This is a genomic window from Cupriavidus sp. L7L (assembly GCF_004353535.1).
In the GTDB taxonomy this organism is placed as follows: domain Bacteria; phylum Pseudomonadota; class Gammaproteobacteria; order Burkholderiales; family Burkholderiaceae; genus Cupriavidus; species Cupriavidus oxalaticus_A.
On record NZ_SMNY01000022.1, the window covers coordinates 424,097 to 441,723 of the forward strand.

The following is a 17,627-nucleotide window of genomic DNA, read 5'->3' on the forward strand; positions in this document are numbered from 1 at the left end:
GCGTCAGCGTGACGCCATGCGCCCGCAAGCCAACCGCGCTCCGTTGATCCTCAACGTCGAGGACCGCGAGGGACCGCGCTACGTCAAGAGCCGCATCCTGCATCGCGGCGAGTTTTCCGTGATCGAGGCGGCCACCGGCCAGTCGGCGCTGGCGCTGGTGCGCCAGCATGCGCCGGCGCTGGTCCTGCTGTCGTCGCGCCTGCCCGATATCAGTGGGCTGGAGGTGTGCCGGCTGATCAAGGACGACCCGGAGATCGCCCGCACCCTGGTGCTGCTGACCTCGCCCGGCGTGGCCCAGGCGCGCCAGCGGGTCGAGGCGCTGAACTGCGGCGCCGACGGCTACCTGGTCGAGCCTGCCGAGCCCGAGGAAGTCCTGTCGAGCATCCAGGCGCTGCTGCGGCTGCGCGGGGCGGAAGATGCCTACCACCGCACCACGCAGGCCCTGCACGACAACGAGGACCTGTTCCGCCAGCTGGCGGAGTCGCTGGCCGACGTGGTCTGGATTTTTGATCCCGCCGCCCGGCGCCTGCTGTTCGTCAGCCCTTCGTTCGAGGCATTGTGGGGCCATTCGGCCGCAGAGGTGATGGAAAACCCGCGCCGCTGCCTGGACCGCCTGGTCCCGGCCGACCGACCACGCGTCGAGGCCGCTCTCGCCAGCATGCTGGCCGACGGCCGCATGGATATCGAATTCCAGATGACGCGGCCCGACGGCCAGCTGCGCGAGATCCGCGCGCGCGCCTTCCCCGTGCACGGCGCCGGTCAGGCGGCCGCGCGCGCCGATGCCGGCCATGCCGGCGATGGCGGCGATGGCGGCGATGGCGGCGATGCCTGCGATACCGGCCATGCCCGGCCGCTGCGCATTGCCGGCATCTGCCAGGACGTGACGCTGCAGAACCGCGCCGGACGCACGCTGCGTGACGAGGAGCGGCGCAAGGACCAGTTCCTGGCCATGCTCGCCCACGAGTTGCGCAACCCGCTCGCACCGCTGCGCAGCGCCGCCGACATGCTGCAGCAGCTGTCGCCTTCGCGCGAGGACATGTTCCGCGCGCGCGACATCATCGGCCGCCAGCTGCACCACCTGACCCGGCTGGTCGACGAGCTGCTCGATATCTCGCGCTTCAACCAGGGCCGCATCACACTGCGCCAGGACCTGGTAGAGCTGCGCGCCGCGCTCAGTACCGCGGTCGAAGCGGTGCGGCCGGAGATCGACGTCTACGGCCACACGCTGCGCCTGTCGCTGCCCGAGCAGCCGCTGCCGGTGCGTGGCGACCTGGTGCGGCTGACGCAGATCTTCAGCAACCTGCTGCACAATGCCGCCGCCTACACGCCCGCGGGCGGCCAGATCACGGTCGACGCCACGCTCGACGAGCATGCGGCCAGCGGTTCCGCCGGCGGCCATGTCACGGTGCGCGTGCGCGACAACGGCACCGGACTGTCCGAGGCGCTGCAGCGGCTGTTGTTCGACCCGCTGGCCCCGCACGATCCCGCCGATGGCAACGCCGGCAAAGGCAGCAGCATCGACAGCAGCGTCGGCAACCGCAACATCAACGACGGCACGGCGCCGGCCAACGCCTTCCCGCACGACGGGCCCGGCATCGGCCTGACGCTGGTGCAGAAGCTGGTCTTGCTGCATGGCGGCACGATCCGCGCCGACAGCCCCGGCCCTGGCCAGGGCAGCACCTTCAGCGTCACGCTGCCGGTCGAGCCGTGGCACAAGTGGCACCCCGGCACCGGCAAGTCCGCGGCGCACAGCGCCGTGTCGCGGCGGATCATGGTGGTGGACGACAACGCCGACGCCCTCGAAGCCATGACCATGACGCTCCAGACCATGGGCCACACCGTGGTGACGGCGCCGGACGGGCCCACGGCTGTCGCGCTCGCCACCGCCGCGCGCCCGGAAGTGGTGCTGCTGGATCTCGGCATGCCGGCCATGGACGGCTTCGAGACCGCGCGCCGGCTGCGCGCGCTGCCCGAGATGCGCGGCGCCACGCTGGTCGCATTGACCGGCTTCGGCCAGCCCGAGGACCGCCGGCGCGCGATGGAAGCGGGCTTCGACCAGCACCTGGTCAAGCCGGCCGACCTGGACGCGCTGACGCACCTGCTCGATACGCTCAAGGACCGCGTTTAGCCACCACCGGCCATGCCGGTCCGCCATCAACCCTGACAAGGAGCCTACGTGCATACCACGCCCGACCCCGACATTCCCCCGCGAGAGCCGGAAGTCCCGCCGCCCGAGCCGCCGCCGGGGCCTCCCGAACCCGTCTCCGACCCGCCACCGGGCGACCAGCCGCCACCGCCGCCGCAACGCGCGCGCGATCAATGCGATAAAGGAGCCGTCAAGTGTCCCGCATCATCTGGAAAGGCGCCATTACCTTTGGCCTCGTCAATATCCCGGTCGTCCTGCGGCCAGCGTCGCGCAGCCAGACACTCGACCTCGACCTGCTAGACGTGCGCGACATGGCCCCGGTGGGCTACCAGCGCATCAACAAGAGCACCGGCAAGCCGGTCGACAAGGAGCACATCGTCAAGGGCTACCAGTACGCCAAGGACGAGTACGTGCTGCTGAACGACGAGGATTTCCGCCAGGCCAATGTCGAAGCCACGCAGACGGTCGACATCGTCAGCTTTGTCGAGGCGCAGAGCATTCCGCCCTATTTCTTCGACACCCCCTACTACCTCGAGCCGGACAAGCGCGGCGACCGCGGCTACGCGCTGCTGCATGCGACGATGCGGCGCACCGGCCGCGCCGCGCTGGCGCTGGTGGTGCTGCGCAATCGCCAGCACCTGGCGGCAGTGCTGGTCCACGACAACGCGCTGGTGCTCAACACCATGCGCTTCGCCGATGAAGTGCTGCCGATCTCGGAGCTGCGCCTGCCGAAAGCGTCGAGCACCAAGGGCAGCGGCGCCTATGCGCGCGAGATCGAGATGGCAACCAAGCTGGTCGAGGACATGACCGAAGACTGGAAGCCAGAACAGTATCGCGACACCTATCGCGACGACATGATGGCGCGCATCGACGCCAAGATCGAATCCGGCAAGACGCACCAGCTGACCCAGCCCACCGAGGACGAAGAAGCGCCGCGGCGCAGCGCCAAGGTCATCGACATGGTGGCGCTGCTGCGCAAGAGCCTGGGCGAGCGCGGCAAGGGCGACGACGGCAAGGGCCGGCGCCGCGCGAAGCCGGCGGAGGAATCGCAAGCGGCGAAGGAAGCCGAAGCCGATGACGACCGCGCCCGCGCAAGCCGCAGCCGCCGCAAGACGCCCGCGCGCCATGCAGCGGCGACGAAATCACCCGCAAAGTCACCCGCAAAGCGGACGACGGCCAAGCGCACGACCGCGGCCAAGCATGCGCCGGCCCAGTCGCACACCAAGTCGCACACCAAGTCGCATGCCAAGTCTCATGCCACGGCTCGCAAGAGCACGGGCACGACACGCCGCAAAGCCGCCTAGCTGGAATCCGGAAAACCGGAGATGGTGCGTTGTGTTTCGCACATCGGCGGACGGCGGGCACTGGCGTGCCCGGCATTGCGCTTCAGCGGTCAGCGCGAAGTGACCTTGAGGTTATCGTTCACCGACGTCACGCCTTCGACACTGCGGATCGTGTCCAGTGCCAGGTTATGCTGTTGCTGGCTTGGCACTGTGCCGCCCACTTCAACCGTGCCATTCTTCGTCTTCACGTGGATGCCGGTCGACTTGAGATCCTTGGCGGTCAGCAGCTTGGTCTTGATCTTGGTGGTGATGGCGCCATCCTCGACCGCCTGCTTGGCCTTGTCGGCGCTCATGTCGGCGCTCGCGCCACGATCCGGGTCGGCCCGGCCCGGCATGCCTGGCGCGGAGTTGACCGGTGCCGCCGGCGCGTTGTCGGCCGCGATGAATATCAGGCCACTTTTGTCCAGCGCCTGCGCGGCGCCGGCAGCCGCCGCCAACGCTGCGGCCACGCAAGCCAGCCTGATGCCGCGCGCGGAAAATCGGGTAATTCGCATGGCTGTGTCTCCTGTACAGGTTCCCAGCGCCTCCGCCGCGTTCGCTGCCTGGCACGCGGGACTGCTGGCACGTTGTCAGTCCGCAAAGTCCATACCAAGTGTTCTCCCAACGCCACGCGGGAGCCGCGGCGACAGGGGTGTGTAAATCGGTCCACCTGTTGTAAAAGCGGGCAGCCGCGCCGGGTGCAGCATGCGGCGCCGCCCGCCACGGCAAGCCCGCTGCCGGCATGCTTCCGCTTGGCATGGCGATTGCAAAACCGGGAATGCGGCAGTCCGCCGCGTCAAGGAGACTAGCAATGGGACAGCAGCAACAGCCGGGTCAATCGCAGTCGGGCCAAAAGCAAGATCAAAAGCAACAAGAACAGCAATCTGGCCAACGCGGCAGCCAGCAATCAGGCGGCATGGGACAACAACAGGGCGGCGGTCAAATGGGTAATCAAGATCGTGGCCAAGGCCAACAGCAACAGCAGGATCGCGGCAGCTCGCAACCGGGCCAGCAGAGCGGTCAACGCAGTGGTCAGCAAGGCGGTCAGGGCGGCCAACAGGGCGGTCAAGGCGGCCAGGGCGGCCAGGGCGGACAACGCCAACAGTAACCTCAGCAGTCAGGCTTGCCGCTGACATAGAGGCAGCTATCCGGGTATGTGCGGCAGCAACATGCGGTGCGGCCGCAGGGGCATACGCCGGAACTTGATCGGCCGGGTCTCCCGAACGGGAGATCCGGCCCTTTTTGCTGAGGTTGCCGCTCTCCTTTCCAAATTGCCGCGGCACCCCGTCGCGCGCGTCCGCGGCTTACCGTGTATGCTGGCCGTGACGTCTTCTTGCTTGCCCCACGGTCTTGTCCAGCCACACCGATCCCGCCCATTCCGCTGATTCCGCGGTCTCCCGCGACGCCCGGCGCGAACGCAGCGCGCCTGGACCGGTGGCCAGGGTGCGTGCGCACGCCGGCGCGCAGGTACGCGCGCTGACGCGCAGCAATTCCGGCCTCACGCTCGACTATGACAACCCGCCCGGCGACCCCGGGCTGTTCGGCCCCGACGCGGTCTGCTGGCGCGTGCACGCAGACTTCCCGGCAATGCTGGCCGGCGGCGTCAGCGCGCTGCTGCTGCAGACGCTGCATCCGCTGGCGCTGGCCGGCGTGTGGGACCACTCCAGCTTTCGCACCGACATGCAGGGCCGGCTCGGCCGCACCGCCCAGTTTATTGCCGGCACCACTTACGGCAGCCGCGACGATGCCATGGCGCTGATCGGGCGCGTACGGCGCATCCATGCCGGTGTCACCGGCGTGGCGCCGGACGGCCGGCCTTATGCGGCGACCGATCCGGCGCTGCTGACATGGGTGCATGTGGCCGAGGTGTCGAGCTTCATGGCGGGCTACCTGCGCTATGTCGGGCCGCTGGGCGAGGCCGAGCAGGACCGCTATTACGACGAGGTCGCGCGCGTTGCGCTGCTGCTCGGCGCAGCCGACGTGCCGCGCTCGCGCGCGGCGGTGGCGGCCTACCTGGAAGCGATGCGGCCCCAGCTGCAGGCCAGCGAGCGCACCCGTGAAGTGGTGCGGCTGGTGCGCAGGATGCCGGTGGCCAACCCGCTGCTGCAACCGGCGGTGCGGATCATGGCCGATGCCGGCATTGCCTTGCTGCCGCCGTGGGCGCGGCAGCAGCTCGACCTCGACGGACCGTCGCTGCGGCGCTCGGCCACGCGGGCCGGCATGCGCGTGCTTGCGCCGGCGCTGCGCTGGGCACTGGGCGCGGGGCTGGCCGCACGGGCACGGCGGCGCGTGGCGCGCGGCGGCAATGTGGGCGGGGCCGCGGGCTAGGACATCCCGGCGCGGCCTTCGGAATATTCACTCCGCAGCCGCTGCCGCGCTGCCGACGCTGCCGCGCAGCACTTTTTCCTGCAGCCGCGCCACCAGGAACGGTGCCAGCAGCGACACCCCCGCGCTCATCAGGAACAACAGCCGGAAGGCATGCTCGGCGCCCTGGCGCACCGCCGCGGCATCGCCGCCATCCTGCGTGCCCGCCATCACGCGCTGGAACAACCGCATCAGCACGTCTTCGCCGCCGCCTAGTACAACATCCCGTAAATGCCTTGAATAAATACACACCTCCGATATCATGTTGGGATGAGTCGAGGTCGTCATGCAACGCCAGTGAAGTTGGCGAAGAAGGAAAGACAGGAACTGCTATCGCTAATCGAGCGCAAGACGGCTGCGCAACGGGACGTGATGCGGGCGCGAATCGCGTTGTGGGCTCACGAGGGCCACTCCAATACGGTCATTGCGCGGGAACTGGGTGTATCGGTGCAAACGGTTTGCCTGTGGCGCAAGCGCATTGCCGAGCAAGGTGCCCAAGGCATTCGTGAAGGCGAGCGCAGTGGCCGTCCGCCGCGCATCACCCACGAGGCGCGACTACAGTTAGTTGCGCTGGCGTGTGAAACGCAGGAACCTGAGGGACGGGTCACGCCCACGCTCGACGAGATTGTGGCGCGCGCCGTGGAGCGCGGCGTCGTCGGGCAGATCAGCCGCAGCCAGGTGCAGCGCATTCTGCAGGCCGGCGACGTGCGTCCGCACCGGGTCCAGCAATGGCTGCACAGTCCAGACCCGTCCTTTCGCGAGAAGGTCAACGGGATTTGCAAGCTGTACCGCAAGGCGCCTCGAAACGCGGTGGTGCTCAGTATCGACGAGAAGACCGGCATTCAAGCCGTCGAGCGTAAGCACCCTGGACGGGAACCTGCACCTGGGCGACTGCGTCGTCGCGAGTTTGAATATATTCGTCACGGTACCCAGGCGTTGATTGCGGCGCTGGATGTGCATACCGGACAGGTGCTGGCTGAGTGCCGCGACCGGCGCACCCAGGAGGATCTGGTGGCCTTCATGGAACGTGTGGCAAGTGCTTACCCCGGCAAACAGGTGCACGTCGTCTGGGACAACCTGAACACCCATTGCGCCCAGGCCGTCTGGCAGGCGTTCAACGCCCGGCACGATGGGCGGTTTCACTTCCACTTCACGCCATTGCACGCGAGTTGGGTCAATCAGATCGAACTCTGGTTTGCCCATTACACGCGCCGGGTACTGCGCCATGCGAGCCACACCAGCACCGCGCACCTGCGCGAACGCACCGAGCAGTTTGTCCGCGCGCACAATCAGGCGGCCCGTCCGTTCAAATGGAGCTTCCGGGGCTATCCGTTGCAAACCGGCGCATCGTAATCGAGGATCGCATGTCAGCCTTACCCGCCAAACATTACGCTGCCAAATTGCAGCAGCAACTGCGCAGCCTGCTCGGCCACGAGCACATCATCACGCAGGCCTACGGGCGTCACCTGCTGATCAAACGTCTGGACGACGACGAACCGACCGTGGTGGCTCGGCTGACCGAGCTCGGCCGCAATCGTTATGGCGCCGCCTTTCGCACTCATAGCGGGCGTTGGGAACCGTTGCCAGGCACAGGCTCGCTCGACGAGATGGCCCAGCTGGTCGTCACGCTCCTGCATCCGTATTTGCAGCCCGATGATTATTAAAGCTATTTAAGAGACGTTGTACTAGGTCACCGACCGCCATGCCGCCGTGCCGCAGCAGCGCGATCAGCACCGTGGTCAGCACCGCCACGCCAACCGCGCCGCCGAGCATGCGCGAGAACGCCGTCAGCGCGGTGGCGATCCCGACGTGCTGCAGCGGCACGGCGTTCTGCGTCGCCACCAGCCCGCTGGGCAGCTGCAGGCCGATCGCAAGCCCGAGCACCACCATCACCAGCGCGCACAGCCACACCGCGCGCGGATCGACAAACGCCAGCGCCGCGATCGCCAGCGGCGCCACCAGCGCGCCGGCCATCTGCAGCGGCTTGTAGCGCCCGCTCCGCGACATTAGCCGGCCCGCCGCAAACGCGCCGAAGGGAATCGCCAGTGTTAGCGGCACCAGCCGCAACGCGGCGGCATCGGCCTGCGCGCCGGCCACCACCTGGAAGCGCAGCGGCAGCAGCACCGACATGGCAATCAGCTGGAAGAAGCACAGGAACAGCGTGATGCAGCAGATCGCCACGGTGGGCACGCGCAGCATCGCCAGCGGAATGACGGGATCGGCCGCGCGGCGCTCCTGCCAGATGAAGAGCCCCAGGCAGGCAAGGCCGGCCAGCGGCAGCGCCAGCGTATCGGGTCGCGACGGCGACTGTCCCTGGCCGAGCCGCGTCAGGAACACCAGCACGCCGCTCAGCCCCGCGCCGAACAGCAGCGCGCCCAGGTAGTCGATCCGATGGCGGCGCCCGCCCGCTGGCAGGTGGCGCAGCGCGCGCCGCACCGTCACCAGCGCAAGCAGCGCCAGCGGCAGGTTGATCCAGAAGATCCAGCGCCACGACAGGAAGTGCGCCAGGTAGCCGCCGATCACCGGGCCGGCCATGCTGGCCACCGCCCACACGCCGCTGACATAGCCCTGGTAGCGGCCGCGCTCGCGCAGCGGCACCACGTCGGCGATGGTCGCCTGCGACACCGACAGCAGCCCGCCGCCGCCCAGGCCTTGCAGGATGCGCGCAAGGATCAACTGCGGCATCGTCTGCGCCAGCGCACAGGCGGCGGAAGCCAGCAGGAACAGCACGATGGCGAAGGACAGCACGGAGCGCCGGCCGAGCAAATCGGAGAGCTTGCCGTAGATCGGCGTGGTGACGGTCGATGCCACCAGGTAGGCGGAGACCACCCACGCCATGTTGTCGAAGCCGTTGAGCTGCAGCGCGATCTCGGGCAGCACCACGGCGACGATCGATTGCTCCAGCGCGCCCAGCAGGATCGCCAGCATCAGCCCGAAGATCACCTGCATGACCGGCACCGGTGGCACGGGCGCGCCGGTGTTGCGCTGGGCGCCGGAGGAAGCGGAAGGGTCAGCGGCAACGGCCGCTTGCGAGGGCGGCTGGGAGGGGGCGGCGGTCATGTGCACCTGCGGACGGCAGGATCGCGGCAAGCGGCGCGGTGAGGCCGCGGTGTGACCGGTCCTGCTCTTGTTGCGGAGTCAAGAAGAGCGGCTATTGTAGGCGCTTCCCGCCGCCGGTGCTTGCCGTGCCCCGGCGCGCCAGGGCAATACGGCAGCGCAGGCGCGCTATCGGCGGTCAGCGCAGAGTTCTTGAAGGGAAATGAGAATAAGAGGCAAAAACACCCGCAGTTCAGTGAATTGGCTGTCCGGAAGTTGGCTTTTAATCACGCTGGGCATCCCGAACGGTCGGTTTATTCCCGGCCACGGCGCCACAGAGCGCGACTCAAACGACGCAGGCACCAAAAAAAGAAGCCCACGCGCGGGGTGCTCGTAGGCTTTCCAGAACTACAAGAGCTTGGAACCAAGCTCTTGCCAAGAATATAAACGCGCTTACATGAGGTGTAAATCCCGCTTCTATCAGGGGAATCCCTGTTACGCGACAATTCGGGCAGTTTTAGCGATTTGGGTCCTGAGATTACTTCAGGACGAATTTTGACTTTCCTTCAGGTTTTCACTGCGTGCCCGACGATGTCAGGGCTGGTGGACACGGCTGGCGAAGATCATTGTGCAGGCGCACAAAACCGTTACAATACTACAGCTCCGAGCGCAACAAATTTTGTAGAGTTAACGCTCTAGGTCTGGCGAGGCACTGTGCCCGTCGACCCTTGTAAAGCTTTGTTACTCTCGGCGCTGAAGTACTCCCCTTCTCTTCTGGCAGCGCCACTCGCCGGCATGTGCCCGACACCCCGGGGCCCGCACAAGAGGCCCGCAGGCGTCGCGGCGCCGACGTCCCGACCCGAGGCCGGTTCCGAGAGCGGATCTTTCCCTGCCGCCCTGGCCGTGCCGCCTACCCAGCCGCCGGCCAACGGACCGTTATCAGCCGCCAGAACCCTTGCGGGCTCTTCCGGAGTCGTTGTGAAGAAGAAGGAATTCCGGCCCAAGCGCTCCAGCCGAAAGGAACTGCAGTACCAGCACCTCGCCGCCCAATCGGCCAACCGCGCGCCGGTGGTCGTCTATTTGTCCAACGGCACGCGCCTGCAGGGGATCGTGCTGGCGACGGACAACTACATGGTGCTGCTCGGCCGGCGGCTGGACGATCCGCAGCCCACCATTGTCTACAAGCAGGCGATTTGCCTGGTGACACCGCTGGACACGCCGGCGGTGGGGATCGATCCGGCGATTGCGGCGGAATTCGTGCCTATCTATATACCGCGGACGCGCAAGCGGCGCTGAAGCAGCCATCGCAACACCACACTCCTGCGGCCTGTTGGCAGGCCGACGCACGCCCGGGCGCCCCCGGCGATACCGCCTGAAACTCTTGCAGAGATCACTCTAAACCTTTGCCGGGGGCGGTCGATAACCCTTGCAACGGAGGCACTCTACGCCCTGCAAAGCAGGCAGCCAACGTTACGGCATCTGCCGGACTGCAATCTCTACTGAACTCAAAGGAGCCGTACCATGGCGATGGTTATCAACACCAACACGCTGTCCCTGCAAACCCAGAACAACCTGTCGACCTCTCAATCATCGCTGAATAACGCGATCCAGCGCCTGTCGTCGGGCCTGCGCATCAACAGCGCCAAGGACGATGCTGCCGGCCAGGCCATCGCCAACCGCTTCAGCGCGAACATCAATGGCTTGACGCAAGCTCAGCGCAACGCCAACGACGGCATCTCGATGGCGCAGACGGCAGAAGGCGCACTCAACGAGGTCAACAACAACCTGCAACGCATCCGCACGCTGACCGTGCAGGCTGCCAACGGCACCAATTCGGCCAGCGACCTGCAATCGCTGCAAGATGAAGTGACGGCACGCCTAGCTGAAATCGACCGTCTGTCGCAGCAGACCTCGTTTAACGGAACGAACCTGCTGGACGGCACCGCCGGTGCGGCCGGTGTGGTCAAGATTCAAGTCGGCGCCAAGGACGGCGAGACCATCGATCTGGATCTCAGCGCCGCGAAGGCGGACACTACCACGCTGGGCGTGAACGCCCTGGACCTGACCGCCCTCGCCGGTACCGAACTTGCCACGATCGACACCGCCATCCAGGCAGTTGACACAGCCCGCAGCGGCCTGGGCGCTTCCCAGAACCGCTTCGAGTCCGTCGTCTCGAACCTGGGCACGACCGTGACCAACCTGTCGGCTTCGCGCTCGCGCATCCAGGACGCCGACTACGCGACGGAAGTGTCGAACATGTCGCGCGCCCAGATCTTGCAACAAGCAGGTACGTCCGTGCTGGCACAAGCCAACCAGACCACCCAGAACGTGCTGTCACTGCTGCGTTAATTCGCACCGGTCGCCGCATCATGCGAGCCGGTCATTGCGCCGGTTCGCATGGAATGTTTCCAGAGCGGTGCGCCGCTCTGGAAGCGCTGCCCGGCGCCTGACAAGCGAACATATTCCCGAGATCTTGACGCGCCACCAGCCACCATCCGACCTGCCCTTACGGAGTTAGAGCATGCTCAGTCCGACCGGCCTACCGCAGTCCGCGGCTGTCTCACTGCCTGGCATCGCGCCTCCCACCACCGAGCGCCAGACAGGCACCAAGGCCGAAGCGGACAGGCGCGAAGGCGATGCCAGTCCGGCCAGCACGGAGGCGCTGGCCACCGTACTCAACAGCCTCATCGAAGCGCTGCGCGGCTCGCCGGTCGACATTCGCTTCACCATTGATGCCGAAACGCACCGTGTGGTGACCAAGCTCGTGAGCAGGGAAAGCGGCGACACCATTCGTCAGATACCGTCGGAAGAGGCGCTGCGCATCAGCCGCGCAATTGACAGGTTGCAAGGACTGCTGATTGAACAGACCGCATAGTTTGTGACATCCTAAGAAGGTAAAGAAACATGGCATCCATCTCCTCTCTCGGCATTGGCTCCGGTCTTGACCTCAGCACCCTGCTGACGAATATTCAGAACGCGGAAAGCGCCGGCTTGGCCGCCATCCAGTCTCAGCAGCAGTCCTACAACGCCAAGCTGTCCGCCTATGGGCAGGTAAAGAGCGCGCTGTCCGCATTTCAAAGCGCTGCCAGCGCATTGGGTGCCAAGAGTCTGTTCGGCTCCGCCACGACGACCTCCACCAATACCGCAACACTGACCTCGTCGGCAGATTCCACGGCAGTGGCCGGCAGCTACACCATCACCGTGAACAAGCTGGCCTCCGCCCAGTCGCTGGTGGCTGACGGCGCCGCCGCTACCAATACGGCGATCGGCAACGGTACGATCAAGATTGAATTGGGCACCACCAGCGGCGGCACCTTTACACTTGGCAGCGGTGCGCCAGTTTCCATCGCTATCGGCAACGGGAACAACACCCTCGCCGGGATCCGCGACGCTATCAACAAGGCAAATGCCGGCGTCACCGCCAGTATCGTCAACGATGGCAGCGGCACACCCTATCGCCTGGCACTGACCTCCACCGCCGGCGGCGCTGCCGCTACCATGCGCATCAGCGTGACTGATAACGGCACAGATGACCCGACCGCACTGTCCAATCTTGTCACCTACGATCCAGCCGGCATCAAGTCGATGGCCGAGAGCGTGCCCGGCGCCGACGCTAGCCTGACCATCAACGGCATTCCAGTCACCAGCGTCAACAATACCGTGGCGGGCGCAGCACAAGGCCTGACACTCAATCTGCTGGCGCTCGGCACCAGTACGGTTTCAGTCAAATCGGATACGGCGACTATTACTACCGCCGTGAAGGCGTTCGTCGATGCCTACAACAAACTGCAAAGCACTGCGAAGTCGCTGACCGCCTTTGATCCTGACACCAAGACGGCGTCCACGCTGACCGGCGACAGCACGCTTCGCAATATCCAGACGCAGCTGCGCGCCGCGCTCAACACCGCGCAACCAGGCGGCGCGAACGGCATCAACGTCCTCACGCAAGCCGGTCTCGCCTTCGCGACGGACGGCACACTCACGCTTGATGCCGACAAGCTGGACAAGGCTCTTGCCAACAACCTGAACGGCGTCACCCAGTTTTTCTCCGGTGCCGATGGCAAGTCCGGCCTGGCCAACCAGATGTCCGAGTTGGTCAGCAAGATTACCGGCAGCAACGGCTCGCTGACCAATGCCACCGACGGCATCAACAAGACTCTGCGCATCCTGAGCGACCGCTACGATTCGGAAAACGCCCGCATCTCCGCGATGATGGACACCTATCGCCAGCAGTTCACCCAGCTTGACATGCTGGTGAACCGCATGAATTCGACCAGTTCGTACCTGACGCAGCAGTTCAGCGCCATGAACAACGTCAGCACCAAGTAACCGGCAGCCGTCGGCCGCAACTGACCACAACGGAAGGGAATCGCGATGTTTGCACGTTCTGCTGCCAACACCTACTCTGCCATCGGCGTCCAGACCAAGGCCATGAGCGCTAGCCCCACGCAGCTAATCGGCATGCTGTATGACGGCGCGCGCGCCGCCATCGCGCGGGCAAAGTTCCACCTGGAAGGCGGCAACATTGCCGCTCGCGGCAACGCCATCTCCAAAGCCATCGACATCATCGACAACGGCCTGCGTGCCGTGCTGGACCACAACGCGGGCGGCGAAATCTCCGCCAACCTCGAGTCCCTGTACGAATACATGGTGCGCCGGCTGTTGCTGGCCAACCTGCGCAGCGACGCGGCCCTGCTTGCCGAGGTCGATACGCTGCTGGAAAGCCTGGCTTCAGCATGGGCGCAGATCGACGAGCCGCAGCAAGCCTTACAGGACAACTGAAATGGCACCCTTCTCCCCCATCGTCACCTCCTACGAAGCCATCCTGGCCCTGTCGTCCCGCATGTACGACGCCGCCCAGGCGGGCGACTGGGACACCGTCAGCGACCTGCAGGGCAGCTACCTGGAACAAGTCGAGCACTTGCGCCAGCTCGATCATGAGGCCTCATTCTCCGATGCCGAGCGCATGCGCCGCTACCAGTTGCTGGATCGCATCCTCACATACGATGCCCGCATCCGTGACCTGGCTGTGCCGCAACTGAAGAAGCTCGGCGACATGCTGACCAGTTCGCGCCGGCAGGTGGAGCTTGCGTCGGCGTACGGCGCCATGGCCTGAGCGGCAGCCAGACAGATACCGCGCGCCGCTCCCGGCGCGCGCCCTCGCCTGCCCACACACACGCACGTCCGTGCGCCGTGCCGCGTTTTCCACTAATTCCTGAAAAATGACCGGCATCCACCTGCCACCCGGCCTGGCATCCGGTCAGGCCCCGGACCCCCAACTGCTGCGCCCCGCGCTGGCGATCGACAGGCTGGCCGCGCTGCAGCCCGTGTCCGAAACCACGGAATCGAGCGTCCAGAATTCCACCGGCCAGGCGATCCGCAACAGCCAGCAGGCCGCTGGCGCGAATGGCCTGCCAGGCCAGGCGTCGCTGCTGCCGGGCACGTCGACGCGTGAATCGCTCAGCAGTGCGGCACGCGCGATCCTGGCCGTGATGGAAGGTGCGGAGCCGCTGCCGGTCAAGCCCGGCTCGCCCTTGTTGCCGATGCCCCCGGGTGCGGGATCGACGCAGGCCGCCGCAGCCGCGCTTTCCAATGCGGTGCGCCAGAGCGGACTGTTCTATGAGTCGCACCTCGCGCAGTGGGTCAGCGGGGCTCGTGCGTTGTCGACGATCCTGCAGGAACCGCAGGCTGCCGTGGCAGGCCCGGCGCTGCCGCCTTCGCCGGGGCAACCGGCTGGGGCGCAGGGCACTCCGGGCATGCTCACCTACAGCAGCCCTGCCGGCGGCGACATACCGCGCCCGAGCATGCCGCCGCTGCTGCCGGCCTCGCAGGTGCTGGCCGAAGCGCTGGCCTCTCCGCGTAATCCGCGCGTGGCGCATAGCCATGCCCCGTCCGAACAGGGTGTGCGACAGGGCACAGGCTCCACCGCGGTGTACAGCCGCGATGCCGACAGCCCGCCGCCTCGCCCCTCCACCGGCATGCTGGCAACGCAGGCATACCAGGCCACCGCGGATGCCGCGCGGCCACCCGTTGCAGAGCCGATGGCATCGCAAGCGCGCGCCGCCGATGTCGGCAGTGGTAACGACAACGTTGCCGCCGAAGCCACCCGGCAAGCCGCGTCCGTCGGGCCCGCCGGGCCAGCAATTCATCCGGCCACCGAAGCCGTAGTTCGCCAGCAACTCGAACTGCTCGCCACGCAGCAGTTCCGCTTTGCCGGCGAAGCATGGCCCGGCGCAGCCATGGAGTGGGACATCCAGCGCACGAATCCCGAAGCGAATGGCCACGGCCCCGACGACGCGAGCCGGCCGTGGTCGAGCCGGATCCGCTTGCAGTTGCCCAGCCTTGGTACCGTGGAAGCCCTGCTGACGCTGGGCCCCTCCGGGTTGGAAGCGCGTGTCGCCACCGGCGAGACCGATATCGCCGCGCGCCTGATCGCCGCGCGGCCGCTGCTGCGCAACCGTCTGGAAGCCCAGGGCATCCCGCTGCAGCGGCTCAATATCCAGACCCAGGACGACCTCGCTGCAGGAGCCACGTCATGAGCGAAGGCGCAGACCGCGGCGCGGCCATCGCACTCAGCTACCCGCACAACAACCAGGCACCGCGGGTGATTGCCAAGGGCTATGGCGTGGTGGCCGACGCCATCATCGCCCGCGCCAAGGAAGCGGGTGTCTATATCCACGACTCGCCCACGCTGGTCAACCTGCTGATGCAGGTGGACCTGGACAGCCAGATTCCGCCGCAGCTGTATGTAGCGGTGGCCGAACTGCTGGCGTGGATCTACCACCTGGAATCGGGCATGGACATCGCGGAGCCGCGGACCTGAACTTCTGCTGGTCTGGCCCAGCCATGCCCTGACGCATCCCTGAAAGGCAAAGAGCCCCTGGCATGCGCACGCGGCCAGGGGCTCTTTGCTCTGTGCGCGGCAATCCTGCCGCGCCAATCAGATCGGCATGCTCATCATCTCCTGATACGCCTGCACCAGCCGGTTCCGCACCTGCACCCCGGTCTGGAACGAGATATTCGCCTTCTGCAGGTCGATCATCACGTCATTGAGCGCCACCCCCGGCTTGCCCAGCTCGAAGGCCTCGGCCTGGCCATAGGCGCGCTCCTGCGCCGCATTGATCTTGCCCAGCGAGCGTTGCAGCTCGCCGGCGAAGCCGCCGCCGGCAACCGGTGCCGACTGGGTGGCGCTGTTGCCCGAGGCAACCTGTGACAGGCCGCGCAACTGCTGCAGCATGGACTCGATGGAAGAGATAGTGGTCATGGCGTCGTCATGGGCCGGCTGGTAGCCGGGTCAGTCGATGGCGCGTCTCGTCGAGCACATTCATGCCGGCAAGGCAGACGGGGCGCACCGATTTTCAGCGGTTTGCAGAGTACCCGCCGCCACGCACGCGCCATGTCCCGAAATCGGGCGGAAAACCGGGTCTGTTTGCGGCATTGTCCCACTCAAGTCTGGCCGATCATTGCCACCGTGCCGGACAAGCGCGGGCAGCCGCCGAGCGCCGCCTTCCGGCATTTGCCAGACCAACCATCGATCCGGGAGTACGCGTGTTTTCTCTGCAGCGTAATGTGAGCCGCGCCGTGAGCCGTGCCGACGACCATGGCCGCCATCACCGCCCGAGCCGTCGCGAGCATCGCGGCGCCGGCGCAGGAGCACGCGCGTGACCGCGGCGGTTGCCATGCCGGGCCGGCCGGCCGAGGTGCTGGAGCGCCTGAAGGCCAACCCCAGGCTGCCGCTGATGCTGGGCGGCGCGGCGCTTGCCGCCGCCATCGCCGTGGGCGTGCTGTGGTCGCGCGCGCCGGACTACAAGGTGCTGTACAGCAACCTGTCTGAGCGCGACGGCGGTGCGGTGCTGCAGTCGCTGCAGCAGATGAACGTGCCGTACAAGTTCGCCGAAGGCGGCGGCGCGGTGATGGTGCCGGCCGGGAAAGTCCACGAGACGCGGCTGCGGCTCGCGTCGCAGGGCCTGCCCAAGAGCGGCACCGCGGGCATGGAGCTGATGGACAACCAGAAGTTCGGCATCAGCCAGTTTGCCGAACAGGTCAATTACCAGCGCGGGCTGGAAGGCGAGCTGGCGCGCTCGATCGAATCGATCGCCGCCGTGCAGTCGGCCCGCGTGCACCTGGCGATCCCCAAGCCGACGCTGTTCGTGCGCGAGCGCCAGAAGCCTACCGCCTCGATCGTGCTGCAGCTTTACCCGGGCCGCGCCATCGACGAGGGCCAGGTCGCGGCGATCAGCCACCTGGTGTCGTCGAGCGTGCCGGAGCTGACGCCCAAGTCGATCTCGATCGTCGACCAGCACGGCAACCTGCTGTCGAACAGCGGCAACGAGCGCATGCTCGACGCCACCCAGCTCAAGTACGTGCAGGCGCTGGAACAGAACTACCTGAAGCGCATCGAGGCGATCCTGGCGCCGATCGTCGGCAAGGACAACGTGCGTGCGCAGGTGACGGCCGACGTGGACTTCTCCATCGTCGAGCACACCGACGAGAGCTACAAGCCCAACCAGGATCCCAACCGCTCGGCCATCCGCAGCCAGCAGACCAGCGAGTCGAGCCAGCAGGGCGCGACGCCGCCGGGCGGCGTGCCGGGCGCGCTGTCCAACCAGCCGCCCGCTGCCGCGGTCGCGCCGGTGACCACGCCGCAGACGCCGCGCGCGGGCCAGGCGCCTGGACAGGCCGGCGCCCCCGCTGCCGGCCAGCCGGGCCAGGCAGGGCAGGCGGGCCAGCAAGGCCAGGCCGCGCAAGGCGCGCAGGCC

The 17,627-nt window shown here is 66.7% G+C and carries 19 protein-coding genes; 14 read left to right on the forward strand and 5 right to left on the reverse strand.

What is annotated here, in order from left to right; genetic code table 11:
• The first annotated feature begins 16 nt into the window (after positions 1 to 16).
• Both E1J61_RS21460 and E1J61_RS21470 read left to right on the forward strand, forming a co-directional pair.
• Complete coding sequence (locus E1J61_RS21460) at positions 17 to 2,128, forward strand: response regulator (RefSeq protein ID WP_133096005.1); 2,112 nt, start codon at positions 17 to 19, stop codon at positions 2,126 to 2,128.
• Positions 2,129 to 2,340: 212 nt separating this feature from the next.
• Positions 2,341 to 3,450 carry a Ku protein gene (locus E1J61_RS21470; RefSeq protein WP_133096006.1) on the forward strand — a complete coding sequence of 370 codons (1,110 nt, stop codon included), beginning with the start codon at positions 2,341 to 2,343 and terminating at the stop codon, positions 3,448 to 3,450.
• 89 nt (positions 3,451 to 3,539) lie between these two features.
• Here E1J61_RS21470 and E1J61_RS21475 read toward each other — a convergent pair whose 3' ends face one another.
• Both E1J61_RS21475 and E1J61_RS21480 read right to left on the reverse strand, forming a co-directional pair.
• The gene (locus E1J61_RS21475) at positions 3,540 to 3,983 is read right to left on the reverse strand and encodes a BON domain-containing protein (RefSeq protein ID WP_133096007.1); all 444 of its coding nucleotides are present in this window, start codon (positions 3,981 to 3,983) and stop codon (positions 3,540 to 3,542) included.
• A 392-nt stretch (positions 3,984 to 4,375) separates the two neighbouring features.
• Positions 4,376 to 4,570, reverse strand: a complete 195-nt coding sequence (locus E1J61_RS21480) for a hypothetical protein (RefSeq protein ID WP_205751603.1) — start codon at positions 4,568 to 4,570, stop codon at positions 4,376 to 4,378.
• A gap of 341 nt (positions 4,571 to 4,911) precedes the next feature.
• On the opposite strand from E1J61_RS21480, the gene E1J61_RS21485 reads away from it, so the two are divergent.
• Positions 4,912 to 5,796, forward strand: a complete 885-nt coding sequence (locus E1J61_RS21485) for an oxygenase MpaB family protein (protein ID WP_371704643.1) — start codon at positions 4,912 to 4,914, stop codon at positions 5,794 to 5,796.
• 27 nt (positions 5,797 to 5,823) lie between these two features.
• Here E1J61_RS21485 and E1J61_RS21490 read toward each other — a convergent pair whose 3' ends face one another.
• Positions 5,824 to 6,030: a hypothetical protein gene (locus tag E1J61_RS21490; protein ID WP_243736942.1), complete on the reverse strand. Its 207-nt coding sequence runs from the start codon at positions 6,028 to 6,030 to the stop codon at positions 5,824 to 5,826.
• Positions 6,031 to 6,102: 72 nt separating this feature from the next.
• Here E1J61_RS21490 and E1J61_RS21495 point away from each other — a divergent pair, with 72 nt between their 5' ends.
• Positions 6,103 to 7,185, forward strand: a complete 1,083-nt coding sequence (locus E1J61_RS21495; protein WP_133096008.1) for an IS630 family transposase — start codon at positions 6,103 to 6,105, stop codon at positions 7,183 to 7,185.
• Between the two features lie 11 nt (positions 7,186 to 7,196).
• Positions 7,197 to 7,496: a hypothetical protein gene (locus E1J61_RS21500; RefSeq protein WP_133096009.1), complete on the forward strand. Its 300-nt coding sequence runs from the start codon at positions 7,197 to 7,199 to the stop codon at positions 7,494 to 7,496.
• Here the strand turns inward: E1J61_RS21500 and E1J61_RS21505 are convergent.
• The gene (locus E1J61_RS21505) at positions 7,456 to 8,892 is read right to left on the reverse strand and encodes an MDR family MFS transporter (RefSeq protein ID WP_371704646.1); all 1,437 of its coding nucleotides are present in this window, start codon (positions 8,890 to 8,892) and stop codon (positions 7,456 to 7,458) included. The two genes, E1J61_RS21500 and E1J61_RS21505, sit on opposite strands and share 41 nt — an antisense overlap.
• 954 nt (positions 8,893 to 9,846) lie before the next feature.
• Between E1J61_RS21505 and E1J61_RS21510 the strand changes: the two genes are divergently transcribed.
• From E1J61_RS21510 to E1J61_RS21545, 8 genes are all read left to right on the forward strand, one after another.
• A complete protein-coding gene (locus E1J61_RS21510) occupies positions 9,847 to 10,164 on the forward strand; it encodes an RNA chaperone Hfq (protein ID WP_133096010.1) in 318 nt (105 codons plus the stop codon).
• A gap of 225 nt (positions 10,165 to 10,389) precedes the next feature.
• Positions 10,390 to 11,217 (forward strand): flagellin, encoded by an 828-nt coding sequence (locus tag E1J61_RS21515; RefSeq protein ID WP_133096011.1) that lies wholly within the window; start codon positions 10,390 to 10,392, stop codon positions 11,215 to 11,217.
• 172 nt (positions 11,218 to 11,389) lie between these two features.
• Positions 11,390 to 11,743: a flagellar protein FlaG gene (locus tag E1J61_RS21520; protein WP_133096012.1), complete on the forward strand. Its 354-nt coding sequence runs from the start codon at positions 11,390 to 11,392 to the stop codon at positions 11,741 to 11,743.
• Positions 11,744 to 11,772: 29 nt separating this feature from the next.
• On the forward strand, positions 11,773 to 13,197 hold the full coding sequence (gene fliD, locus E1J61_RS21525) for a flagellar filament capping protein FliD (protein WP_133096013.1): 1,425 nt from the start codon (positions 11,773 to 11,775) through the stop codon (positions 13,195 to 13,197).
• Between the two features lie 45 nt (positions 13,198 to 13,242).
• Complete coding sequence (gene fliS, locus E1J61_RS21530; RefSeq protein WP_133096014.1) at positions 13,243 to 13,650, forward strand: flagellar export chaperone FliS; 408 nt, start codon at positions 13,243 to 13,245, stop codon at positions 13,648 to 13,650.
• Position 13,651: 1 nt separating this feature from the next.
• Positions 13,652 to 13,984, forward strand: coding sequence for a flagellar protein FliT (locus E1J61_RS21535; protein WP_133096015.1), 333 nt, complete (start codon positions 13,652 to 13,654; stop codon positions 13,982 to 13,984).
• 106 nt (positions 13,985 to 14,090) lie between these two features.
• Positions 14,091 to 15,407, forward strand: a complete 1,317-nt coding sequence (locus E1J61_RS21540) for a flagellar hook-length control protein FliK (protein ID WP_133096016.1) — start codon at positions 14,091 to 14,093, stop codon at positions 15,405 to 15,407.
• The gene (locus E1J61_RS21545) at positions 15,404 to 15,691 is read left to right on the forward strand and encodes an EscU/YscU/HrcU family type III secretion system export apparatus switch protein (RefSeq protein WP_133096017.1); all 288 of its coding nucleotides are present in this window, start codon (positions 15,404 to 15,406) and stop codon (positions 15,689 to 15,691) included. Before E1J61_RS21540 ends, E1J61_RS21545 begins: the two co-directional genes overlap by 4 nt.
• A gap of 117 nt (positions 15,692 to 15,808) precedes the next feature.
• On the opposite strand, the gene fliE is transcribed toward E1J61_RS21545, so the two are convergent.
• Positions 15,809 to 16,132 (reverse strand): flagellar hook-basal body complex protein FliE, encoded by a 324-nt coding sequence (fliE, locus tag E1J61_RS21550; protein ID WP_133096018.1) that lies wholly within the window; start codon positions 16,130 to 16,132, stop codon positions 15,809 to 15,811.
• A 397-nt stretch (positions 16,133 to 16,529) separates the two neighbouring features.
• Between fliE and fliF the strand changes: the two genes are divergently transcribed.
• On the forward strand, positions 16,530 to 17,627 hold a 1,098-nt coding region (fliF, locus tag E1J61_RS21555), incomplete at its 3' end, for a flagellar basal-body MS-ring/collar protein FliF (RefSeq protein WP_133096019.1).